We start from the raw sequence: 20,740 nt of genomic DNA on the forward strand, positions 1-20,740 counted from the left end.
CGGGCAATCGTTAGGCCGGATGCTCGTCGGTGTCTTCGTCTGCCCAGATCACGTGAGAATCGATTTCCAGCTTGATCAGGCTGCGGATTGCGGCGCTGCGTGCGGCCACTTCCAGGCGCGCTGCCTCATGCGCCTGGCGGCGGGCGAGCAGGGCATCGGCCAGGTCGATCGCACCCAGTTGCTGCCCGCGCGCGGTGCGCGTGGCGGCCTGCGCGGTGGAGCGGGCCGAGGCGGCAATCCCTTCCCACGCGCTACGGCGGCCGCGGGCATTGGCGAGGTCGCCATCGGCCATGGCTTCCACTTCGCGGCGCACATTGGCAAGGTCGAGCAGGCCGGCGCTGGCCTGGGCGCCGGCTTCCTCGGCCAGGGCCTTGCGATAGCCACCACCCAGTGGGATCTGCAGCACCAGGCCGCCGCCGCGCTCCATCCCGCCGCGTTCGCTGAAGGCGCGAAAGCCCACGCTGGGATCGGCGGTGCGATCGCGCTCTGCCCGTCGCGCCAGGGTGCCCAGCCGCGCCGCCTCGCGATCGGCCGCGCCGATTTCGTGGCTGCGGGCGATGACCAGATCGCGCAGCGTGGCAAGGTCATTGGCCGGCGTGGGCACCTCGCCCAGCGCGGGTGGCTGATCGGGCAGGGGCAGGTCGGGGAAGTTGGCAGCCAGCAGCGCGCGCGCCTCGTTCATGTCGGCCGCGCTCATCGCGGCGGTGCCCTGCGCCTGGTCGCGTGCGGCGCGGGCCTGGTCCACATCGAGCGCGGCGGCATCGCGCAACTGCTGGCGGCGGGTGACCGCAGCCAGGGCTTCATCGAGCACGGCGACATTGGCGAGATCGACGCGGTGCAACTCGCCCGCGGTCAGCCAGTCGAACCATAGCTGCGAGAGCAGCAGCGCGGTCTGGTGGCGGCTGTCTTCCATGCGGTTGTGCGCCACGTCCACGCCCAGCACCCCGGCCTCGCGATCGAGCGCGGCCTTGCCGGGCAGGCGGATGGGGCGCAGCACCTGGGTATCGAATTCGGCATAGCGGCGCTCGTTGGTCACGTCGCGCGTCTGGATCGTGCCCGTCACCAGCACTTCGTGTGTGCCCTTGGCCAGCGCATTGGCAGCGGCGCGCGCGGCGGAAACGCGCTGCCCGGCGGCCGAGACCGTGGGGTGGTTGTCCAGCGCGGCCACCACCACCGCTTCGGGCGGCAGGTTGGCCGGCGGCACTTCGGGCAGTGGCGCGGCCCAGGCCACAGTCGGCAGCACGACCGCTGGCAGCAGGGCGGCGGTGAGGAGAAGGCAAGCCAAGCGGCGCATCAGGCAATCCTGCCGTGGGAATGGAGGGGGACCGCGTGCCAGCGCACCGGGGCGCGGCAGCGGGCAGCGCGCGCGGCGTCGACCACCGCGGCGCAGCGGTCTTGCGCCACGATCAGCGTCAGCGCGGCGCGGCGCAGCAGGCCTTCGACCTGCTCGCCCGTGCCGGCGTCGGCATAGTCGTGGCCCAGCACCATTTCGTCAGTGCGGTGCACCGGGGCTGCGGCGGCATCGCGCAGCGCCAGCGCCAGGCCTTCGGCATCGCCACGTGCGCAGTGGAAGGTGAGCAGCAGATCAGCCATGGTGCGCCTCTGTCGGGAGGTCAGTCTGGTTGTCACGCTCGGCCGCGCTTTCCCCGAACCGGGCAAACAGGATCGGTAGCAGCACCAGCGTGAGCAGAGTGGAGGTGACCAGCCCACCGATCACCACGATGGCCAGCGGCCGCTGGATTTCCGAGCCGGGCCCGCTGGAAAACAGCAGCGGCACCAGCCCGAACGCGGTGATGCTGGCAGTCATCAGCACGGGGCGCAGGCGCCGTTCCGCGCCCTGGCGCACGACGTCTGCCATGGGCAGGCCCTCTTCCCGCAGTTGGCGGAAATACGCGACCAGCACCAGCCCGTTGAGCACGGCGATGCCAAGCAGCGCGATGAACCCGACCGAGGCCGGCACCGAGAGATATTCCCCCGAGAGCCACAGCGACACGATGCCGCCGACCATGGCAAAGGGAATGTTGGCGAGGATCAGCCCCGAGGCGCGCAGCGAGCGCAGCGTGGCCAGCAACACACCAAAGATCAGCAGCAGCGCCATGGGAATGACCAGCATCAGCCGCGCGGCGGCGCGCTGCTGGTTTTCGAACTGGCCGCCCCATTGGATGCGATAGCCTGCCGGCAGCGGCACGGCTCGCGCCACCTGCGCCTTGGCATCCTCGACATAGCCGACCAGATCGCGCCCCGAAACGAAGGCCTGGACCAGGGCAAAGCGCGAGGCGTTTTCATGGTCGAGCTTGACCGGCCCTGCCGTGCGCGAGACGTGTGCCATATCGGCGACGCGCGCCACGCTGCCCGATGGGGTGACCATCTGCATATCGGCAAAGCGGGTGGGATCGCTGCGCAAGCTGTCATCGCCACGGATCACGATCGGCACGCGCCGCTGCCCTTCGGCGACGATGCCGGCGGGCATCCCTTCCACCCCGGCGCGCAGAGTGTCTTCCAGCTGATCGACCGGCATGCCCAGCCGCCCGGCCGCGACGCGATCGATGTTCAATTGCAGGTAATCGACATTGTCGTTGGCCACGGTCAGCACTTCAGTGGCGCCGCGCACACCCTTGAGCGTTGCCTGGATGCGCGTGGCCAGATCCGCCAGCACGCGGGTGTCGGGGCCAAAGATCTTCACCGCCAGATCGCCGCGCGCGCCGGTGAGCATTTCGGACACGCGCATTTCGATGGGCTGGGTGAAGGTGGTCTGCACGCCGGGCAGGCCCTCGGTCGCCTTGCGCAGTTCCTCGACCACGAAATCCTTGTTGCCGCGCCATTCGGACTGCGGCTTGAGCACCACGAAGCTGTCGGTTTCATTGAGGCCCATGGGATCGAGGCCGATCTCGTCAGAGCCGGTGCGGGCGATCACGTCGGCCACTTCGGGCACGGTCTTGAGCGCGCGTTGCACTGCCATGTCGATCTGCGTCGATTGCGCCAGGTTGATCGTGGGCAGCTTGGTCAGCTGCACGATGACCGAGCCTTCATCCATCGTCGGCATGAAGGTCTTGCCCACCGCGCCATAGGCCAGCACTGCCACGGCGAGGCCACCGGCAGACAGGGCATAGACCAGACCCTTGCGGGCAAAGGCACCATCGAGCAGGCGGCGATAGCGTGGGGCCAGCCAGCGCATGATCCACGGCTCGCCATGGTGGCCCTGGCCCAGGCCGAACGAGGCCAGCACCGGCACCAGGGTGAGCGCCAGCAGCAGCGAGCCGACCAGCGCGAACACGATGGTCAGCGCCACCGGGGCAAACAGCTTGCCTTCCAGTCCCTGGAGCGAGAGCAGCGGCAGGAACACCAGGGCAATGATCACGATCCCGGCCGAAACCGGCACGATCACATCGGCCGTGGCGCGGAACACCTGGTTGAGCCGGGGCAGGCTGTCATTCTTGGCCTGGCCCAGCCGCTCCACCACGTTTTCCACCACCACCACAGCGCCATCGACCAGCATGCCGATGGCGATGGCCAGGCCCCCCAGGCTCATCAGGTTGGCCGAGAGCCCGAACAGGTGCATGAGCAGGAACGTGATCAGCGCGGCCATCGGCAGCGTGGTGGCCACGATCGCCGCCGCGCGCCAATCACCCAGGAACAGCACCAGCAGCACGATCACCAGGATCGTCGCCTCGACCAGCGCCTCTTCCACGGTGAACACCGCGCGGCCGACCAGGTCAGAGCGATCGTAGAATGTGTGGATGGTAGTGCCGGCGGGCAGGGCGTGTTGCAGTTCGGCGAGGCGGGTCTTCACCCCCGAAACCACCTTTTGCGCGTCGGCCCCGCGCAGGGCGATCACCAGCCCTTCGACCGTCTCTGCCTTGCCCCCGCGCGACACCGCGCCATAGCGGGTAAGGCTGCCGGTGCCGACTTGCGCCACATCGCCCAGACGCAGCACGCGCCCTTGCGGATTGGCGATGACCAGCGCGGCCAGGTCAGCCTCGGTCTGGATCGCGCCGACGGTGCGCACGATCAGCGCTTCCTCGCCGGTGACCAGGCGACCGGCGCCATCGTTGCGGTTGCCGCTTTCGATCGCCGCCTTGATCTGCGCGATCGACAGGTGCGCGGCGGCCAGCGCGGTGGGATCGGGGCGCACCTCGAACGTGCGGACAAAGCCGCCCAGCGCATTGACATCGGCCACGCCGGGCACGGTGCGCAGCGCGGGGCGGATCGTCCAGTCGAGCAGCTCGCGCTTTTGCTGAAGCGACAGGGGGCCATCGATGGTGAACATCAGCACGTCGGATAGCGGCGTGGAAATCGGCGCCATTCCGCCGCTGACCGAACCGGGCAGATCGGCCATCACGCCTGAAAGCCGCTCGGCCACTTGGTTACGCGCCCAATAGATGTCGGTCCCGTCGACGAAATCGATGGTCACGTCGGCAATCGCGTATTTCGCGGTAGAGCGCAGCACCGCTTGGCCGGGAATGCCCAGCATTTCGGTTTCGATCGGCGTGATCACCCGGCTTTCGACTTCCTCGGGCGTCATGCCCGGCGCCTTGAGGATGATCTTGACCTGGGTTTGCGCGATATTGGGATAGGCATCGACCGGCAGGCCGATGAAGGCCCAGGTGCCCAGGAGCGCCACGGCCAGCGCCAGGCCGAGCACGAGCAGCCGATAGGAGAGCGAGAGCGCGACTAGCTTGCGCAGCATGGGGCGGGCCTGCTCAGTTCGCTTCGGCCAGCGCCTTCAAGGCGCTGGTGCCATGAACGACGACGGCCTCGCCGGCGCGCACGCCGTCCTTGAGGATGACCTGGCCATCGGCCGCGCCCAGGCGGTGCACGGTGCGGCGCTGATAGCCACGCGGCGTGGCGATAAAGACCACCTCGTCCACGCCGATCGTGGTCACCGCGCCTTCGGGCACGGCAACCGCCCCGCCGCTGGCCGCACCCCACACGGTGATCGAGCCGACCCGACCGGCCACGATGCCGGGATCGGCGGGCAACTGCGCCTTGAGCGTGGCGGATCGGGTGGCGGGATCGATCGCGTTGCCCACCGCCGTGACCGTGCCGGTCACGCTGCCACTGCCACCGGCCACTGGCAGGCGCACGGTCTGGCCCACGCGCATCTGGCCGATCAGCCGCTCGGGCAGCTGGGCGGTTGCTTCATAGCGGCCGGCCGCGTCGATCACGAACGGCGCAGTGGTGCCATCGACCGGCATGCCGGCCTGGATATCGGCCTTGGTCACCCGGCCGGCGATCGGCGCGGTCAGGGTATAAGTGCCGCTGCTGCCGCGCGCGCCGACCAGCGCCAGGATGCGCGCCTTTTCGCTGACGTCGGCGCCGGCCTCGGCGGCGACGGCGCGGGCTTCATCGGCGCGGGCCCCGGCGATGATGCCTTCGCGGTTCAATTGCGCCAGGCGCGCCGCGCTCGATTGCGCCACCCCGGCGCGGGCATGGGCGCGGGCGAGATCGGCTGACAGGGTCATCACGTCGCGGCTGGCGACCACGGCCAGGGCCTGGCCCCGCGTCACCGCATCGCCTTCGACCACCAGGGTGCGCAGCACGGTGCCGGGCAGGGTGGCGGCCACGGCCACGCGGGCATTGGCCGGCGGCGCGATCATCGCGGGAAGATCAGCCAGCGGTGCCTGATCGGCCGCGTGGGCCGGCGCGGTGGCAATGCCAAGCGCGGCTGCCTTGGCCGGATCGACCACGAGCAGGCCATTGGCGGCTGGCGCGCTGGCCGGCGTTTGCGCGGTTTGCGACGTGGCCGGGGCAGGCGCCCGCGTAACCCACCAGGCGCCCGCCGCCGCCACAGCCAAGGCGGCCGCGCCGCCCAGAATCGCCCGTTTCAATGCCCTGTTCTGCATGGGGCCCGGTTATCGTCCCGGCCTGACGAAAACCTGACGGGGTAGCGTTTTGGTGGTGTTTTCTCAGGCCTCGTCAGGCAAATGCGCGGGAAAACGCAGGATCAGCGTGCGCGCTTCCGGCGCGGTGGCCAATTCCCCGCCATGGCCGGCCATGATCCGCTCGACGATGCTCAGGCCCAGGCCGGCGCCATCGCGGCTGGCATGATCGGCGCGGGCATGGCGCCGCGCCAGCCGGGCCAGCGCTTCGGGAGCAAGCCCGGGGCCTTCGTCTGTCACGCGCAGGCAGCGGCCCGGCCCGACCGCAACCCGCACCAGGCCGCCTGGCGGGGTAACACGCACGGCGTTTTCGATCAGGTTGCGCAGCGCGGCGGCCACGGCCTCGCGGTGGCCTTGCACGGTAGTCGCGGCCATCTCGGCCGGCTCGTCCAGCGCGATCTCGCGCCCCTGGGTGATGATCTGCGGGGCGAGCGCGGCCACCACGTCTTCGGCCACGCCGGCCAGGATAAAGCTTTGCGGGGGTTGCGGGGTGGCGGCCTCTGCCTCGATCTGGGCCAGCAGCAGCAGCTGTTCGACCAGGCGCCGCATCGCGCCGATCTCGCGCCGCAGGTGGGCGCGGTCCAGTGGCTCGGGGCTGTCGAGCTGCATCGCCATGATCGCCAGCGGGGTGCGCAGTTCATGGGCAACATCGGCGGCAAAGGCTTCGTGCTGGGCAGCAGCATCGTCCAGCCGGGCGAGCAGCGCGTTGATCGAGGTGACGAAAGGCGCCACTTCCACGGGCAGCTCGGCATGCGGCAGGCGCAGCCCGCGCCGGGCCGGGGCATGGGCGATGCTTTGTGCGGTACGGTCCAGCGGGCTGAGCGCGCGGTTGATCACCCAGCTCGTTGCCAACAGCGTGGGCACGATCACCACCAGGATCGGCAGCAGCACGTGATCGCGTATCTCGCGCCAGGCCGCTCTAGTGTTGGCGCCGGTCAGATCCTGCGGCGTGATGTCGTATTCCCAGAACAGCGCAAAGATCAGCGTGGCCACGGCAAACACGCAGATCACCGCCAGCCCGGCCGACAGCCGCAGGCGGATCGAGCCGCGCCCCTGGCCCAGCGCGGCGATCATTCCTGCTGGTCCTGCAACAGATAGCCCAGCCCACGGATGGTGTGCAGCATGCTGCCCAGGCCCTTGTCCTCCAGCCGGCGGCGCAGGCGCGAGGCGGCGGCATCGACGGCGTTGGGCGAAACCGCGTCATCGAAGTTATAGAGCGCGTTCTCGATCTGGCTGCGCCGCACCACGCTGCCCGCGCCGCGCATCAGCAGTTCGAGCAGGTCCGCCTCGCGCCGGGCGAGGTCAAGCCGCTGGCCAGCGACGCTGGCCACGCGGCTGGCGGTGTCAAAGCGCAGCGGCCCCACCTCGATCACCGGATTGGCGCGCGGGCCGGGGCGGCGCAGCAGGGCGCGCAGCCGCGCCGCGATCTCGGCGGTTTCGGCCGGCTTGACCAGGTAATCGTCGGCCCCGGCATCCAGCCCGCCGATGCGATCATCCAGCCCGCTGCGCGCGGTCAGCACCAAGACCGGCAGCGCCAGCCCCTCGGCTCGGCGCCGTTCCAGCCAGGCGCGGCCATCGCCATCGGGCAGGCCCAGATCGAGCAGCAGCGCATCGAACTGCGCGCAGGCGAGCGCGACGTCGGCATCATCCAGACTGGTCGCGCGATCGCAGACGATGCCGGCGCGCGACAGCCCTTCGCCCATCAGCCCCGCCAGCCGCACGTTGTCTTCCACGATCAGCACCCGCATGGCCGGCGTGTTTAGCCATTAGGCGCCGCCAATGCCATGGTCCTGCAACAATTCCCTGCTGGAGCGGGCCGGCAGGGCACATTCCACTCTGCGATTAATCGCGTGGTGCGTATGACCAATTCTTGACGATTCGCCTGCGCAACCTCTAGCGGGCGCGAAGACTTGCTATGCAACCGGAGTGCGTCCCGTTCGCCAAATCGCTGCCTTGCCCTATCGCACTATCGGTGATGGCCTTTCTGCGCCCATCGAAGTGCTCCTCGTCACCTCGCGCGGGACGGGCCGCTGGGTCATACCCAAGGGCAATTTCGGCAAGAGCGAAGCCGCCCATGCCGCCGCCGCCCGCGAGGCGGAGGAGGAGGCCGGTGTGATCGGGGCGATCTGCCCCGCCGCGCTCGGCCGGTTCGAATACCGCAAGACCCTGCGTTCCGGCGCGTCGGTGATGGTCCAGGTCCAGGTTTTCCCCCTGGCCGTGACCGAGGAACTGCCGCACTGGGCCGAAGGGGAACAACGTACCCGCCAATGGTTTTCGCTTGCTGCTGCCGCCGACGCGGTGGACGAGCCAGACCTGCAGGCATTGATTCGCAGCTTCCGGGCCACGGAATTCCGGGCCCTTGCCACCACCGCACCGCTTGTCCGCCGCTTGGGCAGCGTGAAAGAAAGACTGGGCATGTTTCACTGGTTCCAGAACCTGTTGCCGCGCCAGGGCAACTTCTTCGAACTGTTCGAGGCGCACGGCCAAACCCTGATCGCCGGCAGCAATGCCTTGGCGCGCCTGCTTCAGGGCGGGCCGGGCATGGCCGACCATGTGCGCGAGATTGCCGAGCGCGAGCACGATGCCGACGCGATCACCCGCGAAGTTCTGGTGACCGTGCGCCGCACGTTCCTCACGCCGTTCGATCGCGGGGCAATCACCTCGCTGATCAGTGCGATGGACGATTCGATCGACCAGATGCACCAGACCTCCAACGCGATTTCGCTCTATGAAGTGACCGCGTTCGAGCAGGAAATGGCCGATATGGCCGCGATCATCGTGGAATGCGCGCGCGTGATTGCCGAGGCGCTGCCGCTGCTGCGCTCGATCCACGCCAATGCCGCGCGCCTGCACGAGCTGACCGAGCGACTGGTGCGCCTGGAAGGCAAGGCTGACGAGATCCACGACGCCGGCCTGTCCAAGGCGTTCAAGGCCCACGGCCAGACCGCGCCGATGCAGTTCTTCGTCGCCCGCGAAATCTATAGCCACCTTGAACGCGTGGTCGACCGCTTCGAGGATGTCGCCAACGAGATCGACGGCCTGGTCATCGACCACGCCTAAGGAGCCGGGTTCATGAACCATGTGGCCGTGGCGCTGCCCCTGATCATCGCACTGGTGATCATGGCCTTGGCGTTCGATTTCATCAACGGACTGCACGACGCGGCAAATTCGATTGCCACGGTGGTGTCCACGCGCTTGCTCACACCGGTGCAGGCCGTGCTGTTTGCCGCGTTCTTCAACTTTGCCGCCTATTTCACCTTTGGCCTGAAAGTGGCCGAAACGGTGGGCAAGGGCATCATCGACAAGGACGTGATCACCCCGCAGGTGATCTTTGGCGCTCTGGTCGGCGCAATGACCTGGAACGTGATCACCTGGTGGCGCGGCATCCCCTCCTCGTCCAGCCACGCCCTGATCGGCGGGTTGCTGGGCGCGGGCACGATGCATGCCGGCACCAGCGCGATCGTGTGGAAGGGGGTTACCTCCACAACCTCGGCCATTGTGCTCTCGCCGGTGGTCGGCCTGGTTGTCTCGATGCTGCTGATGCTTTTGTCCTCGTGGCTGTTCGCCAAGGCTTCGGCGCGCACGGCGGAAGGCTCGTTCAAGAAGCTGCACCTCATTTCGGCGGCGGCCTATTCGATCGGCCACGGTGCCAACGACGCGCAAAAGACGATGGGGATCATCGCCGTGCTGCTCTATTCGCAGGGTATGCTGGGCGGCACGTTCCACGTACCCGGGTGGGTGGTGATCTCTTGCTACATCGCCATGGGTCTGGGCACGCTGTCGGGCGGGTGGAAGATCATCGAAACGATGGGCAGCCGCATCACCAAGCTGTCGCACCACCAGGGCTTCTGTGCCTCGGCCGGCGGCTCGATCATGCTCTTCGCCGCCAGCGCCTTTGGCATTCCGGTCTCGACCACGCACACCATCACCGGCTGCGTCGTCGGCGTGGGCGCGGCGCGCCGTGCCTCGGCCGTGCGCTGGAGCGTGGCGCAGCGCGTGGTCGTCGCTTGGCTTGTGACCATTCCCGCCTCGGCTTTGGTCGGCGCGATCTTCTACGAGATTGCCAAGGTTTTTTGAGCGCTTGAGGAGCCGACCGGCTCCCCTGGCGTTGCGTGGCCATGATGTATTTCGAACACGCCGTGGTCGCGCTCGCGCTGCAGTTCCTTATCCGCCGCTGCGGCGGATCGTGGTGGCTGGGCGCGGCGATCGCATCTGCCTATTTCATCGGCCGGGAAGTGGCCCAGGCGGAATATCGCTGGATCGAGATGTTCGGCCAGGGCCGGCGGGCCAATATGCCGTGGTGGGGGCCACTCGATCTGCGCGTATGGCCCAAGCTGGACCAGTGGATTGACTGGATCGGGCCGCTCGTGGCGACCAATGGTCTGGCGCTGATCATGCAGCTGTGGCCGCGCTGGCGCTGAATCCCGGTCGGAACGGTTTCGATCCGCTATTGCGAAGTGTGCGGCGAACGCTATCGCAAACCTTTATGCACCAGCACTCTACGTTGGCGGAGCCAAGCGTGCGAACGTGCGGTCGGAGTCTTGCGTGCCCCCTCGTGACAAACTTTACCTACCCGAAGTCACTCTCTGCGCCGCCACGTCTGTCAACGTTGCAGCGACCGTGTCGGCCTTGCGGGCAAGCCTCGATCACGTTGCGGTAGCGGACTGTGTGCTTCTCACGGATGCCGATGTCGATCCGGGCGACAGTCGCATTCGCGTGGCCCGCATCGCCCCGCTGCGATCCTCGGCGGCATACTCCGATTTCATCCTGACCAGATTGCTCGATCATGTTTCCACCAGCCACTGCCTTGTCGCGCAATGGGATGGGCATGTGCTGGACGCACGGCACTGGCAGCCGGCATTTCTGGATTTCGACTATATCGGCGCCAGTTGGCCGCAATTTGCCGATGGGTATGATGTTGGCAACGGAGGCTTTTCGCTGCGCAGCCGGCGGCTGATGGAAGCATGCCGCGCGGCGCAGTTTGAGCAGGTCCATCCTGAGGACATTGCGATCGGACGGGTCAACCGTGCGTGGCTGGAGCAACAGGGCATGCGCTTCGCCCCGCGTGAAATGGCCGACCTGTTTGCGGCCGAACGCGCCAGCGATCCCCAGTGCACGTTCGGCTATCACGGGGTTTTCAACATGCCTCGCGCACTGGGCATGGCCGCGTTCTGGGATATCTATCAGTCGCTCGATTACCGCGGCACGATCCGGCCAGATTTCTGGCCCCTGGTGCGTGCCGTCAGCGCAGGACGCGGCGGATTGCGGCGGGGTTGGCGCATGATATCCGATCGCTATATCGCGGGCCACTATGCCTGAGCGGTGCAGTATCGAATCTGATGCCGATGGCGCGATGACCACAGGCGTCACCAGGTTGCCGCTGCATCGGCGCATCGCGCGCCGTGTCATGCTGTCTTGGCTGACTTTTCGCGTCTATTGCGACACGTTCCTGGCTGAGCCAAACCAGTTTGCCACCGCAATCAAGTGGCTCATCCTGGGCAAGCGCGTAAGGGCGCGCAGCCAGCTTGCAGCGCTGCTCGGCCTGTCGCCACGGGCGTACCGACTGTGGGTGCTGCGGCGGGAAACTGGGACGCCCGCCGTGCAAGCCCCGCATTTGTCGCCGCCGATCGTGGCACTCGTGGATGCGGTGGGCGCGCACGATGCGTCTGCCTTGCGTGACACATTGGATTGCCTGCGGGCATTGGGTGTTCCTGCCCACTTGGTTGGTTCCGAAGCACATCCTGATCTCGAAAGTGTCGCCGCGCGTATTGCGTGGGACCAGCAGCCATGGCTCTTGCCGATGCGCGTGGGAGATATCCTGGCTCCCCGCGCGCTGGAGCGTTATCGCCACGGCATCGCGCAAGGCAGTCCTGCGGTCATCTATGCCGACGATGACATCATTCCGGCGGGGTCGCGCCATCGTCGCGATCCGCATTTCAAGCCGGCGTGGAACGCGCCGCTGTTCGAGCATTGGGATTTCGTAAGCGGCGCGTGCGTGGTGCAAGCCCGGCCTGAGGATCTGCGGGCGGTGACAACCGCGCCAGATTGGGTATCGGCCTTGGTGACGCGGATCATTGCCAGCGCAGCAACAGAACCACTTCACCTGCCTGCCATGCTGCATCACCGGCGGATGCGGCCACAACCGGTGCTGCCGCCGCAACCAGTCAATCCGCCGCGTGATCTCCCCTCGCTATCGGTGATAGTCCCGACCCGTAACGGCCTTGATCTGCTGCGCACGTGTCTCGATGGCCTGGCCAAGACTCGCTATCCGGATATGGAAGTGATCGTGGTGGACAACAACAGCGATGACCCCGAAACGCTGGAGTTTCTGGCCAAGCTGGACTCAAACCGATACCGCGTCCTGCGCCATCCTGGCCCATTTAACTACTCGGCAATCAACAACCGTGCTGTCGAACAGGCGCGCGGGACGCTGATCTGCCTGCTCAACAACGATATCGAAATCACCGATCCGGATTGGTTGGCCACCATGGCCGCCACGGCTATCCGGCCCGACGTGGGGGCAGTGGGTGCGCGGTTGCTCTATCCCGATGGGCGCATCCAGCACGCCGGCGTAGTCCTCGGCGTTGGCAAGGCGGCGGGCCATGCGCACAAATTGCTGCGCCCCGAAGAGCGCGGGTATCACTGGCGCCACGCCCTGCCGCAATTCACCTCGGCCGTGACAGCCGCTTGCCTGGTGGTGATGCGGGAGCGCTTCATGGCCGTAGGGATGCTCAACGAGGTTGATTTTCCAGTTGCGTTCAATGATGTCGATCTTTGCCTGCGCCTCAACGCGCGGGGCTGGCAATCGTTTTACGAGCCGCGTGCGACATTGATCCATCACGAATCCGTGTCGCGCGGGCATGATCACGATCCTGTCAGCGCCGCGCGCTTTGCCGGTGAGTTGGCCGCGCTCAAACGCCTGTGGAGAACAGACGCTCTGTGTGACCCGTACCACCATCCCCAGCTCAGCGATGCTAGTGAACGTTTCGCCATCGCGCTCTAAACTGATCGCCGCACCTTGTGGGCATCTGGGCAAAGCTGGCTGCTGAGACACGCCGAAGTCGAAAAGGAAGCACACGTTGCACAACCCATTGCCTGGAATTCCCTTGGTGGAATCGCCGCTGTTTCCGCAATTGAAGGCGACGATGGCGCTGACGGATACGGAGATGGGGATCGCCGATAGCCTGGCGACGCGTGGATTTGCCGTGTTCGACTTTCCCGATGCCGCGCTCGACGCGCGCATCGACCGGATCAAGGCCAATCTCGGACCGCGGTTCGGGATCGCCTTCGAAGATGCCCAGAGTGACAAGACGGGCGGCGAGCGCCGCGTTCAGGATGCGTGGCAATTCGACGCCGATGTGCGTGCCATTGCCACGAACCAGGTGGTGCTGGACCTGTTGACCAAGCTTTATGGCCGCCAGGCGTTCCCGTTCCAGACGCTCAACTTTCCAGTCGGCACGCAGCAAGACGCGCATACCGACATGGTCCACTTCTCCAGCCTGCCGGAGCGGTTCATGTGCGGGGTGTGGTTGGCCATGGAAGATATTGGCCCCGATGCCGGCCCCCTGTTCTACCTGCTAGGTTCGCATCGCTGGCCAGCGCTGAACAATGGCATGATCGGCCGCCGTGGCTTCGGTAGCAAGTTGTCGTCTGCACAGGATCCTTTCGCCGAGGCATGGCGAGCCCTTGCCGAGGCGAATGGCGCAGCGCCCGAGACGTTTCTCGCGCGCAAGGGGCAGGCCCTGATCTGGACGGCCAACCTGCTGCACGGGGGCAGTGTGCAAAACGACCCACGGCTGACGCGCTGGTCGCAGGTGACGCATTACTATTTTGATGACTGCATCTATTACACGCCGGCGTTCTCCGACGAGTTTGTGGGGCGGCTGGATGTGCGCCGGCCTTATGCGATCACCGAAGGAGCGATGCGGCAGGGCAGCTATCTGGGGGTGCCGTTGCCGAAGCCAACAAAGCGCGGATGGCGCGGTTTGCTTCGCCGGTTGCGGGGTAGAAAGTGATGGGGCAACGGTGGGGCAGGGTTGTTACGCAATGATACGGAGCTTGCGCATTCCTGTGTGGTGGGAAGCCCTTTCGGATCATCGGTTTTATCCTGCTGATGGTGTTGGCAGCGCTTGCACTGCCTTGTGCCATGGCCTAGCGATGCGCTGCTATCTGGCGGGCGTAGGGAGCGATCTTGCGCCTACTCGTTCTATGCAGGTAATATGAGCGCTGAAACGGCCTATTCGACGAATGTTGTAGTGTCACCACAAAGTTCGGGCGTGCCGGGCTGGTTGAAACGGCATCGTTGGTTTGTTATTTTTGTCATTCTGCCAACGCTTGTTGCGGGGATCTATTATGGGTTCTTTGCAGGTGACATCTATGTGTCGGAATCGCGTTTTGTTATCAAGGCGCCCGATGAAAAGCGACCGCAGCTTTCTTCGCTGGCGAATTTGATCCAGACGACGGGGCTTTCTGCGGGGCAGGAACAGGCAAACGAAGTTCTGGAATTTGTGCGTTCGCGCGATGCGCTTGCTGCCCTGGATCGGCAGGTTGCAGTGCGCCAGCGGTTTGCCAATGGCGGCGATTTTCTCGCGCGCTTCCCCAGCGTTTTTTCCGGCAACTCTTTCGAGTATCTCTATCGATATTACTCGAAAATGGTGGATGCCAGTCTCGATCCCCAGACCGGCACAGCGGTGGTAAAGGTCAAGGCCTTCACGCCCGAGGATGCCTATCAGATCAACCGGACCTTGCTTGCGCTCAGCGAAGACATGGTCAACCGGTTGAATGCCCGCGCGCATGACCGCGGCATCGCCGAAGCAGAGCGCCAGGTACAGATCGCGACCGAGCGCACCCGCAAGATCACGGCTACGTTGACTGGTTACCGCAACCAGGCAGCCCTGATCGATCCGGCCAAGCAGGCCAGCGGTGTGATCGAGATTGCCAATCAAATGGTGGCGCAGCGTGCGGCTTTGCAAGCGCAGTTGGATACCATGGAGCGCGAAACGCCGCGCAATCCGTCCATTCCAGCCCTGCGCAATCGCATCGCGGCCATCTCCGCGCAGATCGCGCAGCAGAACGGCAGGGTGGTTGGCGGTGCCGGCACAATTGCATCCAAGCTCGGCAATTACGAAGATTTGCTGGTCGAGCAGAAGTTCGCAAACGAAAGCCTGATGGCTGCGAATGCGGGCCTGGTCCAAGCGCGTGCCGATGCCCAGAAACAGCAATTCTACCTTGAACGGGTTGTGGAACCCAACAAGCCTGATACCGCCCTGTTGCCGCATCGCCTGCTGAGCATTTTGACGGTCGCTGCGTCGCTCCTGTGTCTCTATTTCGTTGGCTGGATGCTGGTCATCGGCATTCTCGAGCACGCGCCAGAGAATTGATGCGATGCGCAGCGCCAAGCCGTCTCGTCTTCGCCAAAGTCTGCAGGTTCAGGGGCGTGTCATCCATGCACTGATCATCCGCGAGTTGATCACGCGGTTCGGGCGCGAGAACATCGGTTTTCTATGGATGATGTTCGAGCCTTTGCTTTTTGCCGGACTGGTCGCCATCATCTGGCGCCTGATGCGTGGATCGGAAGAGCATGGCATCAGCATCGTCGCTTTCGTCGTGACGGGCTATATCCCGCTCACGCTTTTCCGCCATGTCGTGGCGCGCAGCGTGGCGATTTTCCAGGCCAACAGCGGCCTGATGTATCACCGCCAGATTCAGGTCCTCGACTTTGTCATCGTGCGTTTTCTGATCGAGATGCTCGGTACCATGATGGCTTTTGTGTTCATCGCCACCATTCTCGTCTGCTTTGACGCGTTCCCCATCCCGGCCGATCCGGGTCTGATGATTGCGGGCTGGCTTGTATATTGCGCTTTCTCGTTTTCCTTGTGCCTGTTGATCGCGCCGTTGTCGGAAATGTCTGAAGTTCTGGAAAAATTCATTCCAGTTACCACCTACATCATGATTCCGTTTTCAGGCTCGTTCACGATGGTGTCCTGGCTGGCGCCCGGGCTTCGTCAGTACATCTTGTGGTCGCCGTTCGTTAACGGCGTCGAAATGATGCGCGGCGGCATTTGGGGCGAAAAAATCGTGGTTTATTACGATGTCTGGTACACGCTGGGCATCTCGCTGGTGATTTCGGCAATTGGTCTGGTACTAATTCGCCGTGTTCGTCGAAAGCTTGTCGTTGAATGATTGTTTGTGAAAACATCTGCAAGTCGTACCCGATGGGGCACGGCCGCAAGCACGTATTGCGCGACATGAGTCTGCGTGTCGATCCGGCCGACAAGATAGCTCTTTTGGGACGGAACGGGGCCGGAAAATCAACCTTCATCAAATTGCTGGGCGGGGTAGAACTTCCGACATCCGGCGTAATTCGGCGAAGCATGTCAATCTCTTGGCCGCTGGGTTTCAATGGCGGCTTTCAGGGCAGCTTGACTGGTTACGATAATGCGCGGTTTATAGCCCGCATTTACGGGAAATCCTATAATTGGATGAAGGATTTCATCGAGGATTTTACGGAACTTGGCCGCCAGTTGACTATGCCGGTAAAGACGTACTCATCCGGTATGCGCGCGAGATTGGCGTTCGGATTGTCTTTAGCTATCGATTTTGATTGCTATCTTATCGACGAAATCATTCTTGTCGGTGATGCCAATTTTCGAGAAAAATGCCATTATGAACTTTTTGAGCGTAGAAAAGACCGAACGCTGATTTTGGCATCACATGACATGGTGTCGATCCGTGAGTTCTGCAATCGTGCCATTCTGTTCAGGGACGGCCGAGCAACCGAAACGAACGATGTGGACCAGGCAATCTGGGAGTATGAGCGCCTTTAGACGGCTCTTTCCACCACGGTCGCGGTGTTGACATTTTGTGGCATTCGCCGGGATGAATACCGAAGCATGCACGTGGGTTGGTCTGACCGGGACATGCCGAGAGCGCGGGCAGTGGGCAACTGAAGACAGAGGCGATGGCGATCAGGATCCTTCACGGCTTACGCGCACGTTACCAGGGATGGAACGCGGGGCGTGGCAGTGCGGCCATCGCCGCGCAGCGCGCGCGTATCGTTACTGAGCAGAATCGCCGTGCGGGGCTGTTTGACGCCGCATGGTATCTGGCCACCAACCCCGACGTTGCAGCGGCAGGGGCCGATCCGTTCTTGCACTACATGAAGTTTGGCCACAAGGAGGGACGCAACCCAGGTCCCAACTTCGACACCGCCCGCTATGCGGCGATGTATCCTGAAGCGGCGAATGCCGGGATCGTGCCGCTGTTGCATTATCTCGATCACGCGCGCTCTTCCGCCGGCGCGGGCGCTGCTGCAGCAAGTCCTTCCGCTGTACGGCACGAAATCGTCAAATCCTTCGCCATCGTGCCGGGCGCCGAAGTCGCGGTGCTGGTTTCGCACAGCGCGTCGGGCCGGTTGAAGCCGCATGTCCTGCCCTACATGCGCCTGCTGTCGGATCAAGGCATCGCCGTCGTGCTCGTCGCGGTGGTTGATCGGCCGCTGGAACTGCTCGACGCCGAGATCGCGGTCGCTGCAGGCATCATCGTGCGCGAGAACGCAGGCTATGATTTCGGGGCTTGGGCGCACGCGCTCGAGATCGAGCCGCTACTCTATGGTGCCGGCCTGCTGGTGCTGGCCAACGACAGCGTGATTCCAACGGCAGAAGCGTCGGTTTTCGCCGAGATGATCTCCCGGGTGCGCAACTGCCCGGCTGACATTGTCGCGCTGACCGCGAGTCATGAATATGGCTGGCATGTGCAGAGCTATTTCATGGCGCTGCGCCCACGCGCGCTGTCGTCGTGGGCGTTCCAGCACTGGATGCGCGGCATTGAACGGCTGGAGGACAAGGATGCGGTGATCCGCGCCTACGAAGTGCCGTTCGCCACACGGATGCAAGCGGCGGGCCTGTCCGTGCACGCGCTCTATCCCAGTTCGCTGTCGGCCAATCCCACCTTCTTCGGCTGGCGCGAACTGATCGGTAAGGGGTTTCCTTTCGTCAAGCTGCTGATCCTGCGCGAGCAGTTCGCTGCTGCCGTCCCCGATTATCTCGATGTCCTGGAAGATATTAACCAGCATTGGCCCGAGGTACTGGCCGCGGCGGGCTTTGATGTCGATCTGGTCAGAACAACCATACGTGCCGCTGATGTCACTCCGCCCGGCATAGCCGACGCGCGCCTACTGATGCACGTGCCTGCGTTCCCCGCTGCCATCGGCCAGCCAGCGCTGCGCGTCGCGTTTTTCGGGCCATGGAATTATGACAGCGATCTGGGCGCAGCCAGCCGGAATGTGATCGCCGCCTTGCGACGCACCGGGGCGCGGCTCAATCTCCATCCGATCGAGCGGCCATTTCATAGCGACCGCAGGCTGTGTCCGGCAGTGCCATTGTGCGATTTCGGCGGACAGGCCGATGTCGCCGTGGTGCACCTCAATCCCGATTCCTGGCATCTGCTGACGCCCGAACAGGGACAACTGATCGCGGGCGCGAAACACCGGATCGGCTATTGGGCTTGGGCAACCGATACGTTGCCCGAGGATTGGCTGCGGCATCGCGGTCTGGTCGATCGGATATGGGCGCCTAGCCGCTATTGTGCCGAGATTTTTGCCACGCAGGCGCACCTGCCAGTCGATGTCGTGCCCCTGGCGGTGGTAACGTCCAAACCGGCAGCCCTGGAACGCGAAGGGATCCTGACGCGCTTCGGGCTACCAGTGGATGGGTGGGTGATCCTCCACGTATTCGATGGTGCCAGCCATTTGGCGCGAAAAGGTCTTCCCGCGTTGATCCATGCGTTTGCTGCGGCCCAACTCGGGCCGCGCGGGTGGACGTTGTTGCTCAAGACACAGTATCCGTTCGACCAGCCTGAGGCCGCAGTCGCGCTGGCTGAACTGGTGGCGGCAGTGCCGCATGTGGTCTTCGTTGACGGCCATCTTCATGCGCGCGAAACCGTCGAACTGATCGCCGCTGCCGACATTTACGCCTCGCCGCATAGTTCCGAAGGGGTTGGCCTTGTGGTGGCCGAGGCCATGGCGGCAGGAAAACCGGTAGTCGTGACCGACTTTGGCGGCAGCCGCGATGTCGTTGACGCGACTTGCGGCTACCCGGTCGCCTGGACGCTGCAGATGCTCGACGCCGATCTCGGGCGTCATCGTAAAGGGCACGGCTGGGCATCGGTTGATGAAGCGGAACTGACCCGGATGTTGGCAGCGGCGGCGCAAACGGTCGAACGGGGCGATGCCAGCATCGGCGAGGCTGCCCGCATCCGCATCGTGCGCGACCGATCATACGACGCCGTTGCGTCCAGCATCGTGCGCAGTTTCGACCTGATGATCCGCGGCGAGGGGATCGAGGGCGAGAGCAGAGGCAGCCGCCCCCAGCCGCCGCCGCCACCACAGCCGCTGGCGATTTCCGTCACCCATGGGACGCCGTTCGCCATGATCCCCCCTGCGCACGGTATTTATCCAGTGGCGCTGCAGGAAGATTTGCGCTGGCAGGGATCATGGCTGCCTGCCACTGGCGATGGCGACTGGCTGGTCTTCGCCCCGGGGGGTGCCCGCGCTGCGCCGGGCCTGGTCGACTTGATCCGCAAGGCGATCCACGACCGCCCCGATGCTGTGCTTTTCTATGGCGACGATGTCGCCACGATCGCGTCTCTGCGGGACCAAGTCCGGTTCAAGCCGGACTTCGACCGAACCTTGCTGCTGGCCCAGGATTACATTGGCGCGCCGGTCATCGTGAGGCGCGCGGCGCTCGATGCAATCGGCGGGATCGATGCCGGACGCGGCACGGCAGCGGTGTATGACCTGGTGCTGCGCCTGGCTGCAGCGGGGCACACCATCACCCGCATTCCGCAGGTTTTGTTGGGATTTTCGGGCGAGCGCCCGGTTGCCACACAGGCCGATCGCGCTGTGGCGCTGGAGGCACAGGGTTTGCCACGCGGCGCCCGAATCGCGGCGGGACTTGCCCCAGGGCTGTTGCGGCTGTGTTGGCCCGACACAACCGATTATGCCCCGCATGTCACGATCTGCATTCCCACCTGCCGCAGTGTCCGCCCGCAAGGCGGCACACACATTGAGGCGCTGCTTGCCGCGCTGGCCGATGTAGCTTGGCCGATGAACCGGCTGAGCGTGATCGTCGGCGACGACATGGTCGAGTCTCCGAATTGGGAGGCCAGCGATCGACCTTACGCATTGCAACGTATCCCAACCCCGCGTGCACCGGGCGAATTGTTCAACTATGCCGCGAAGATGAATCGCCTGAGCCGCGTCGCGACCGGTGACATCGTGGTGATGATGAATGACGATGTGCTGCCACATGGGCGCGATTGGCTGAAGGCGCTGGTCGGCTTTGCCGCGCAGCCTGATGTCGGTGGCGTCGGCGCGCGGCTGCTCTACGCTGACGGCGCGCTCCAGCATGTTGGCATCTATCCGGCGTTTGGCACAGTTGTGCACGCTTGGCTGGGCATGGATCCGGCGGCGCCCACTGCGCATCACTGGGCGCTGGCGCAGCGCGAATGGTCGATGGTCACAGGCGCGGTCTTTGCGCTCCGCCGCAGCGTTCTGGCCGAAGTTGCCGGCTTCGACGAAGCCTTCAGCCTGGAATTCAACGATATCGATTTGTGCCTGCGCATCCGCAATCTGGGCTATCGTATCGTTTCTAACCCTGACGCGGTGTTCACCCACGCGGAAAAGGCCTCGCGCGGGGATGCGTTGCCCCCCGGCGGTGAGGTGGCGCTGTTCCTGAGCCGCTGGGGGCGCTGGCTGGCCCAAGACCCGGCATCGCACCCGTGCTTCGCGCGCGATCGCGTTGATCTCGTGCCTGCGCCCGCACCCGACGCTTGGTATCTCGCTGCCGAATCATGAATCGGCA

16 protein-coding genes are annotated in these 20,740 nt (G+C 64.8%); 10 read left to right on the forward strand and 6 right to left on the reverse strand.

From position 1 onward, the window contains the following. Window positions 1–10 precede the first annotated feature (10 nt). From ABIC78_RS16115 to ABIC78_RS16140, 6 genes are all read right to left on the reverse strand, one after another. On the reverse strand, window positions 11–1,294 hold the full coding sequence (locus tag ABIC78_RS16115) for a TolC family protein (protein ID WP_171792809.1): 1,284 nt from the start codon (window positions 1,292–1,294) through the stop codon (window positions 11–13). Beyond that, window positions 1,294–1,593 (reverse strand): DUF3240 family protein, encoded by a 300-nt coding sequence (locus tag ABIC78_RS16120; RefSeq protein ID WP_054130760.1) that lies wholly within the window; start codon window positions 1,591–1,593, stop codon window positions 1,294–1,296. The genes ABIC78_RS16115 and ABIC78_RS16120 overlap by 1 nt, the downstream gene beginning before the upstream one ends. Further along, window positions 1,586–4,687 (reverse strand): efflux RND transporter permease subunit, encoded by a 3,102-nt coding sequence (locus ABIC78_RS16125; RefSeq protein ID WP_171792808.1) that lies wholly within the window; start codon window positions 4,685–4,687, stop codon window positions 1,586–1,588. Before ABIC78_RS16125 ends, ABIC78_RS16120 begins: the two co-directional genes overlap by 8 nt. A gap of 13 nt (window positions 4,688–4,700) precedes the next feature. Next, on the reverse strand, window positions 4,701–5,828 hold the full coding sequence (locus ABIC78_RS16130; RefSeq protein WP_354490791.1) for an efflux RND transporter periplasmic adaptor subunit: 1,128 nt from the start codon (window positions 5,826–5,828) through the stop codon (window positions 4,701–4,703). Between the two features lie 78 nt (window positions 5,829–5,906). After that, entirely contained in the window at window positions 5,907–6,953 is a 1,047-nt protein-coding gene (locus tag ABIC78_RS16135) for an ATP-binding protein (RefSeq protein ID WP_171792806.1), read from the reverse strand. Then, window positions 6,950–7,627 carry a winged helix-turn-helix domain-containing protein gene (locus tag ABIC78_RS16140; RefSeq protein ID WP_169041767.1) on the reverse strand — a complete coding sequence of 226 codons (678 nt, stop codon included), beginning with the start codon at window positions 7,625–7,627 and terminating at the stop codon, window positions 6,950–6,952. Before ABIC78_RS16140 ends, ABIC78_RS16135 begins: the two co-directional genes overlap by 4 nt. Window positions 7,628–7,805: 178 nt before the next feature. Here ABIC78_RS16140 and ABIC78_RS16145 point away from each other — a divergent pair, with 178 nt between their 5' ends. The 10 genes from ABIC78_RS16145 to ABIC78_RS16190 all read left to right on the forward strand — a co-directional run bounded on the left by ABIC78_RS16145 (window position 7,806) and on the right by ABIC78_RS16190 (window position 20,733). Further along, the gene (locus ABIC78_RS16145) at window positions 7,806–8,939 is read left to right on the forward strand and encodes a DUF47 family protein (protein ID WP_231627533.1); all 1,134 of its coding nucleotides are present in this window, start codon (window positions 7,806–7,808) and stop codon (window positions 8,937–8,939) included. Window positions 8,940–8,951: 12 nt separating this feature from the next. Then, window positions 8,952–9,956, forward strand: a complete 1,005-nt coding sequence (locus tag ABIC78_RS16150; RefSeq protein ID WP_054130756.1) for an inorganic phosphate transporter — start codon at window positions 8,952–8,954, stop codon at window positions 9,954–9,956. A gap of 41 nt (window positions 9,957–9,997) precedes the next feature. Next, complete coding sequence (locus ABIC78_RS16155) at window positions 9,998–10,300, forward strand: hypothetical protein (protein WP_054130755.1); 303 nt, start codon at window positions 9,998–10,000, stop codon at window positions 10,298–10,300. A 247-nt stretch (window positions 10,301–10,547) separates the two neighbouring features. Further along, window positions 10,548–11,198: a DUF5672 family protein gene (locus tag ABIC78_RS16160; RefSeq protein WP_354490795.1), complete on the forward strand. Its 651-nt coding sequence runs from the start codon at window positions 10,548–10,550 to the stop codon at window positions 11,196–11,198. A gap of 34 nt (window positions 11,199–11,232) precedes the next feature. Beyond that, complete coding sequence (locus tag ABIC78_RS16165) at window positions 11,233–12,882, forward strand: glycosyltransferase family 2 protein (protein WP_354490797.1); 1,650 nt, start codon at window positions 11,233–11,235, stop codon at window positions 12,880–12,882. Between the two features lie 76 nt (window positions 12,883–12,958). Next, window positions 12,959–13,894 (forward strand): phytanoyl-CoA dioxygenase family protein, encoded by a 936-nt coding sequence (locus ABIC78_RS16170; protein WP_354490799.1) that lies wholly within the window; start codon window positions 12,959–12,961, stop codon window positions 13,892–13,894. 204 nt (window positions 13,895–14,098) lie between these two features. Continuing rightward, window positions 14,099–15,259 (forward strand): KpsE/RkpR family capsule polysaccharide export protein, encoded by a 1,161-nt coding sequence (locus ABIC78_RS16175; RefSeq protein ID WP_171792804.1) that lies wholly within the window; start codon window positions 14,099–14,101, stop codon window positions 15,257–15,259. 4 nt (window positions 15,260–15,263) lie between these two features. Continuing rightward, a complete protein-coding gene (locus ABIC78_RS16180; RefSeq protein ID WP_168352674.1) occupies window positions 15,264–16,061 on the forward strand; it encodes an ABC transporter permease in 798 nt (265 codons plus the stop codon). Further along, window positions 16,058–16,705, forward strand: a complete 648-nt coding sequence (locus ABIC78_RS16185) for an ABC transporter ATP-binding protein (RefSeq protein WP_168352675.1) — start codon at window positions 16,058–16,060, stop codon at window positions 16,703–16,705. Before ABIC78_RS16180 ends, ABIC78_RS16185 begins: the two co-directional genes overlap by 4 nt. A 332-nt stretch (window positions 16,706–17,037) precedes the next feature. Then, window positions 17,038–20,733, forward strand: coding sequence for a glycosyltransferase (locus ABIC78_RS16190; RefSeq protein ID WP_354490824.1), 3,696 nt, complete (start codon window positions 17,038–17,040; stop codon window positions 20,731–20,733). The last annotated feature ends 7 nt before the right edge of the window (window positions 20,734–20,740 follow it).

The organism is Novosphingobium sp. 1529 (assembly GCF_040544855.1).
Lineage (GTDB): Bacteria > Pseudomonadota > Alphaproteobacteria > Sphingomonadales > Sphingomonadaceae > Novosphingobium > Novosphingobium capsulatum.

Bases quoted from the DNA above. Each gene is read 5' to 3' on its own strand.
- ABIC78_RS16115 (WP_171792809.1), bottom strand. From the start codon at position 1,294: ATGCGCCGCTTGGCTTGCCTTCTCCTCACCGCCGCCCTGCTGCCAGCG.
- ABIC78_RS16120 (WP_054130760.1), bottom strand. From the start codon at position 1,593: ATGGCTGATCTGCTGCTCACCTTCCACTGCGCACGTGGCGATGCCGAA.
- ABIC78_RS16125 (WP_171792808.1), bottom strand. From the start codon at position 4,687: ATGCTGCGCAAGCTAGTCGCGCTCTCGCTCTCCTATCGGCTGCTCGTG.
- ABIC78_RS16135 (WP_171792806.1), bottom strand. From the start codon at position 6,953: ATGATCGCCGCGCTGGGCCAGGGGCGCGGCTCGATCCGCCTGCGGCTG.
- ABIC78_RS16140 (WP_169041767.1), bottom strand. From the start codon at position 7,627: ATGCGGGTGCTGATCGTGGAAGACAACGTGCGGCTGGCGGGGCTGATG.
- ABIC78_RS16150 (WP_054130756.1), top strand. From the start codon at position 8,952: ATGAACCATGTGGCCGTGGCGCTGCCCCTGATCATCGCACTGGTGATC.
- ABIC78_RS16155 (WP_054130755.1), top strand. From the start codon at position 9,998: ATGATGTATTTCGAACACGCCGTGGTCGCGCTCGCGCTGCAGTTCCTT.
- ABIC78_RS16165 (WP_354490797.1), top strand. From the start codon at position 11,233: ATGACCACAGGCGTCACCAGGTTGCCGCTGCATCGGCGCATCGCGCGC.
- ABIC78_RS16175 (WP_171792804.1), top strand. From the start codon at position 14,099: ATGAGCGCTGAAACGGCCTATTCGACGAATGTTGTAGTGTCACCACAA.
- ABIC78_RS16180 (WP_168352674.1), top strand. From the start codon at position 15,264: ATGCGCAGCGCCAAGCCGTCTCGTCTTCGCCAAAGTCTGCAGGTTCAG.
- ABIC78_RS16185 (WP_168352675.1), top strand. From the start codon at position 16,058: ATGATTGTTTGTGAAAACATCTGCAAGTCGTACCCGATGGGGCACGGC.
- ABIC78_RS16190 (WP_354490824.1), top strand. From the start codon at position 17,038: ATGAAGTTTGGCCACAAGGAGGGACGCAACCCAGGTCCCAACTTCGAC.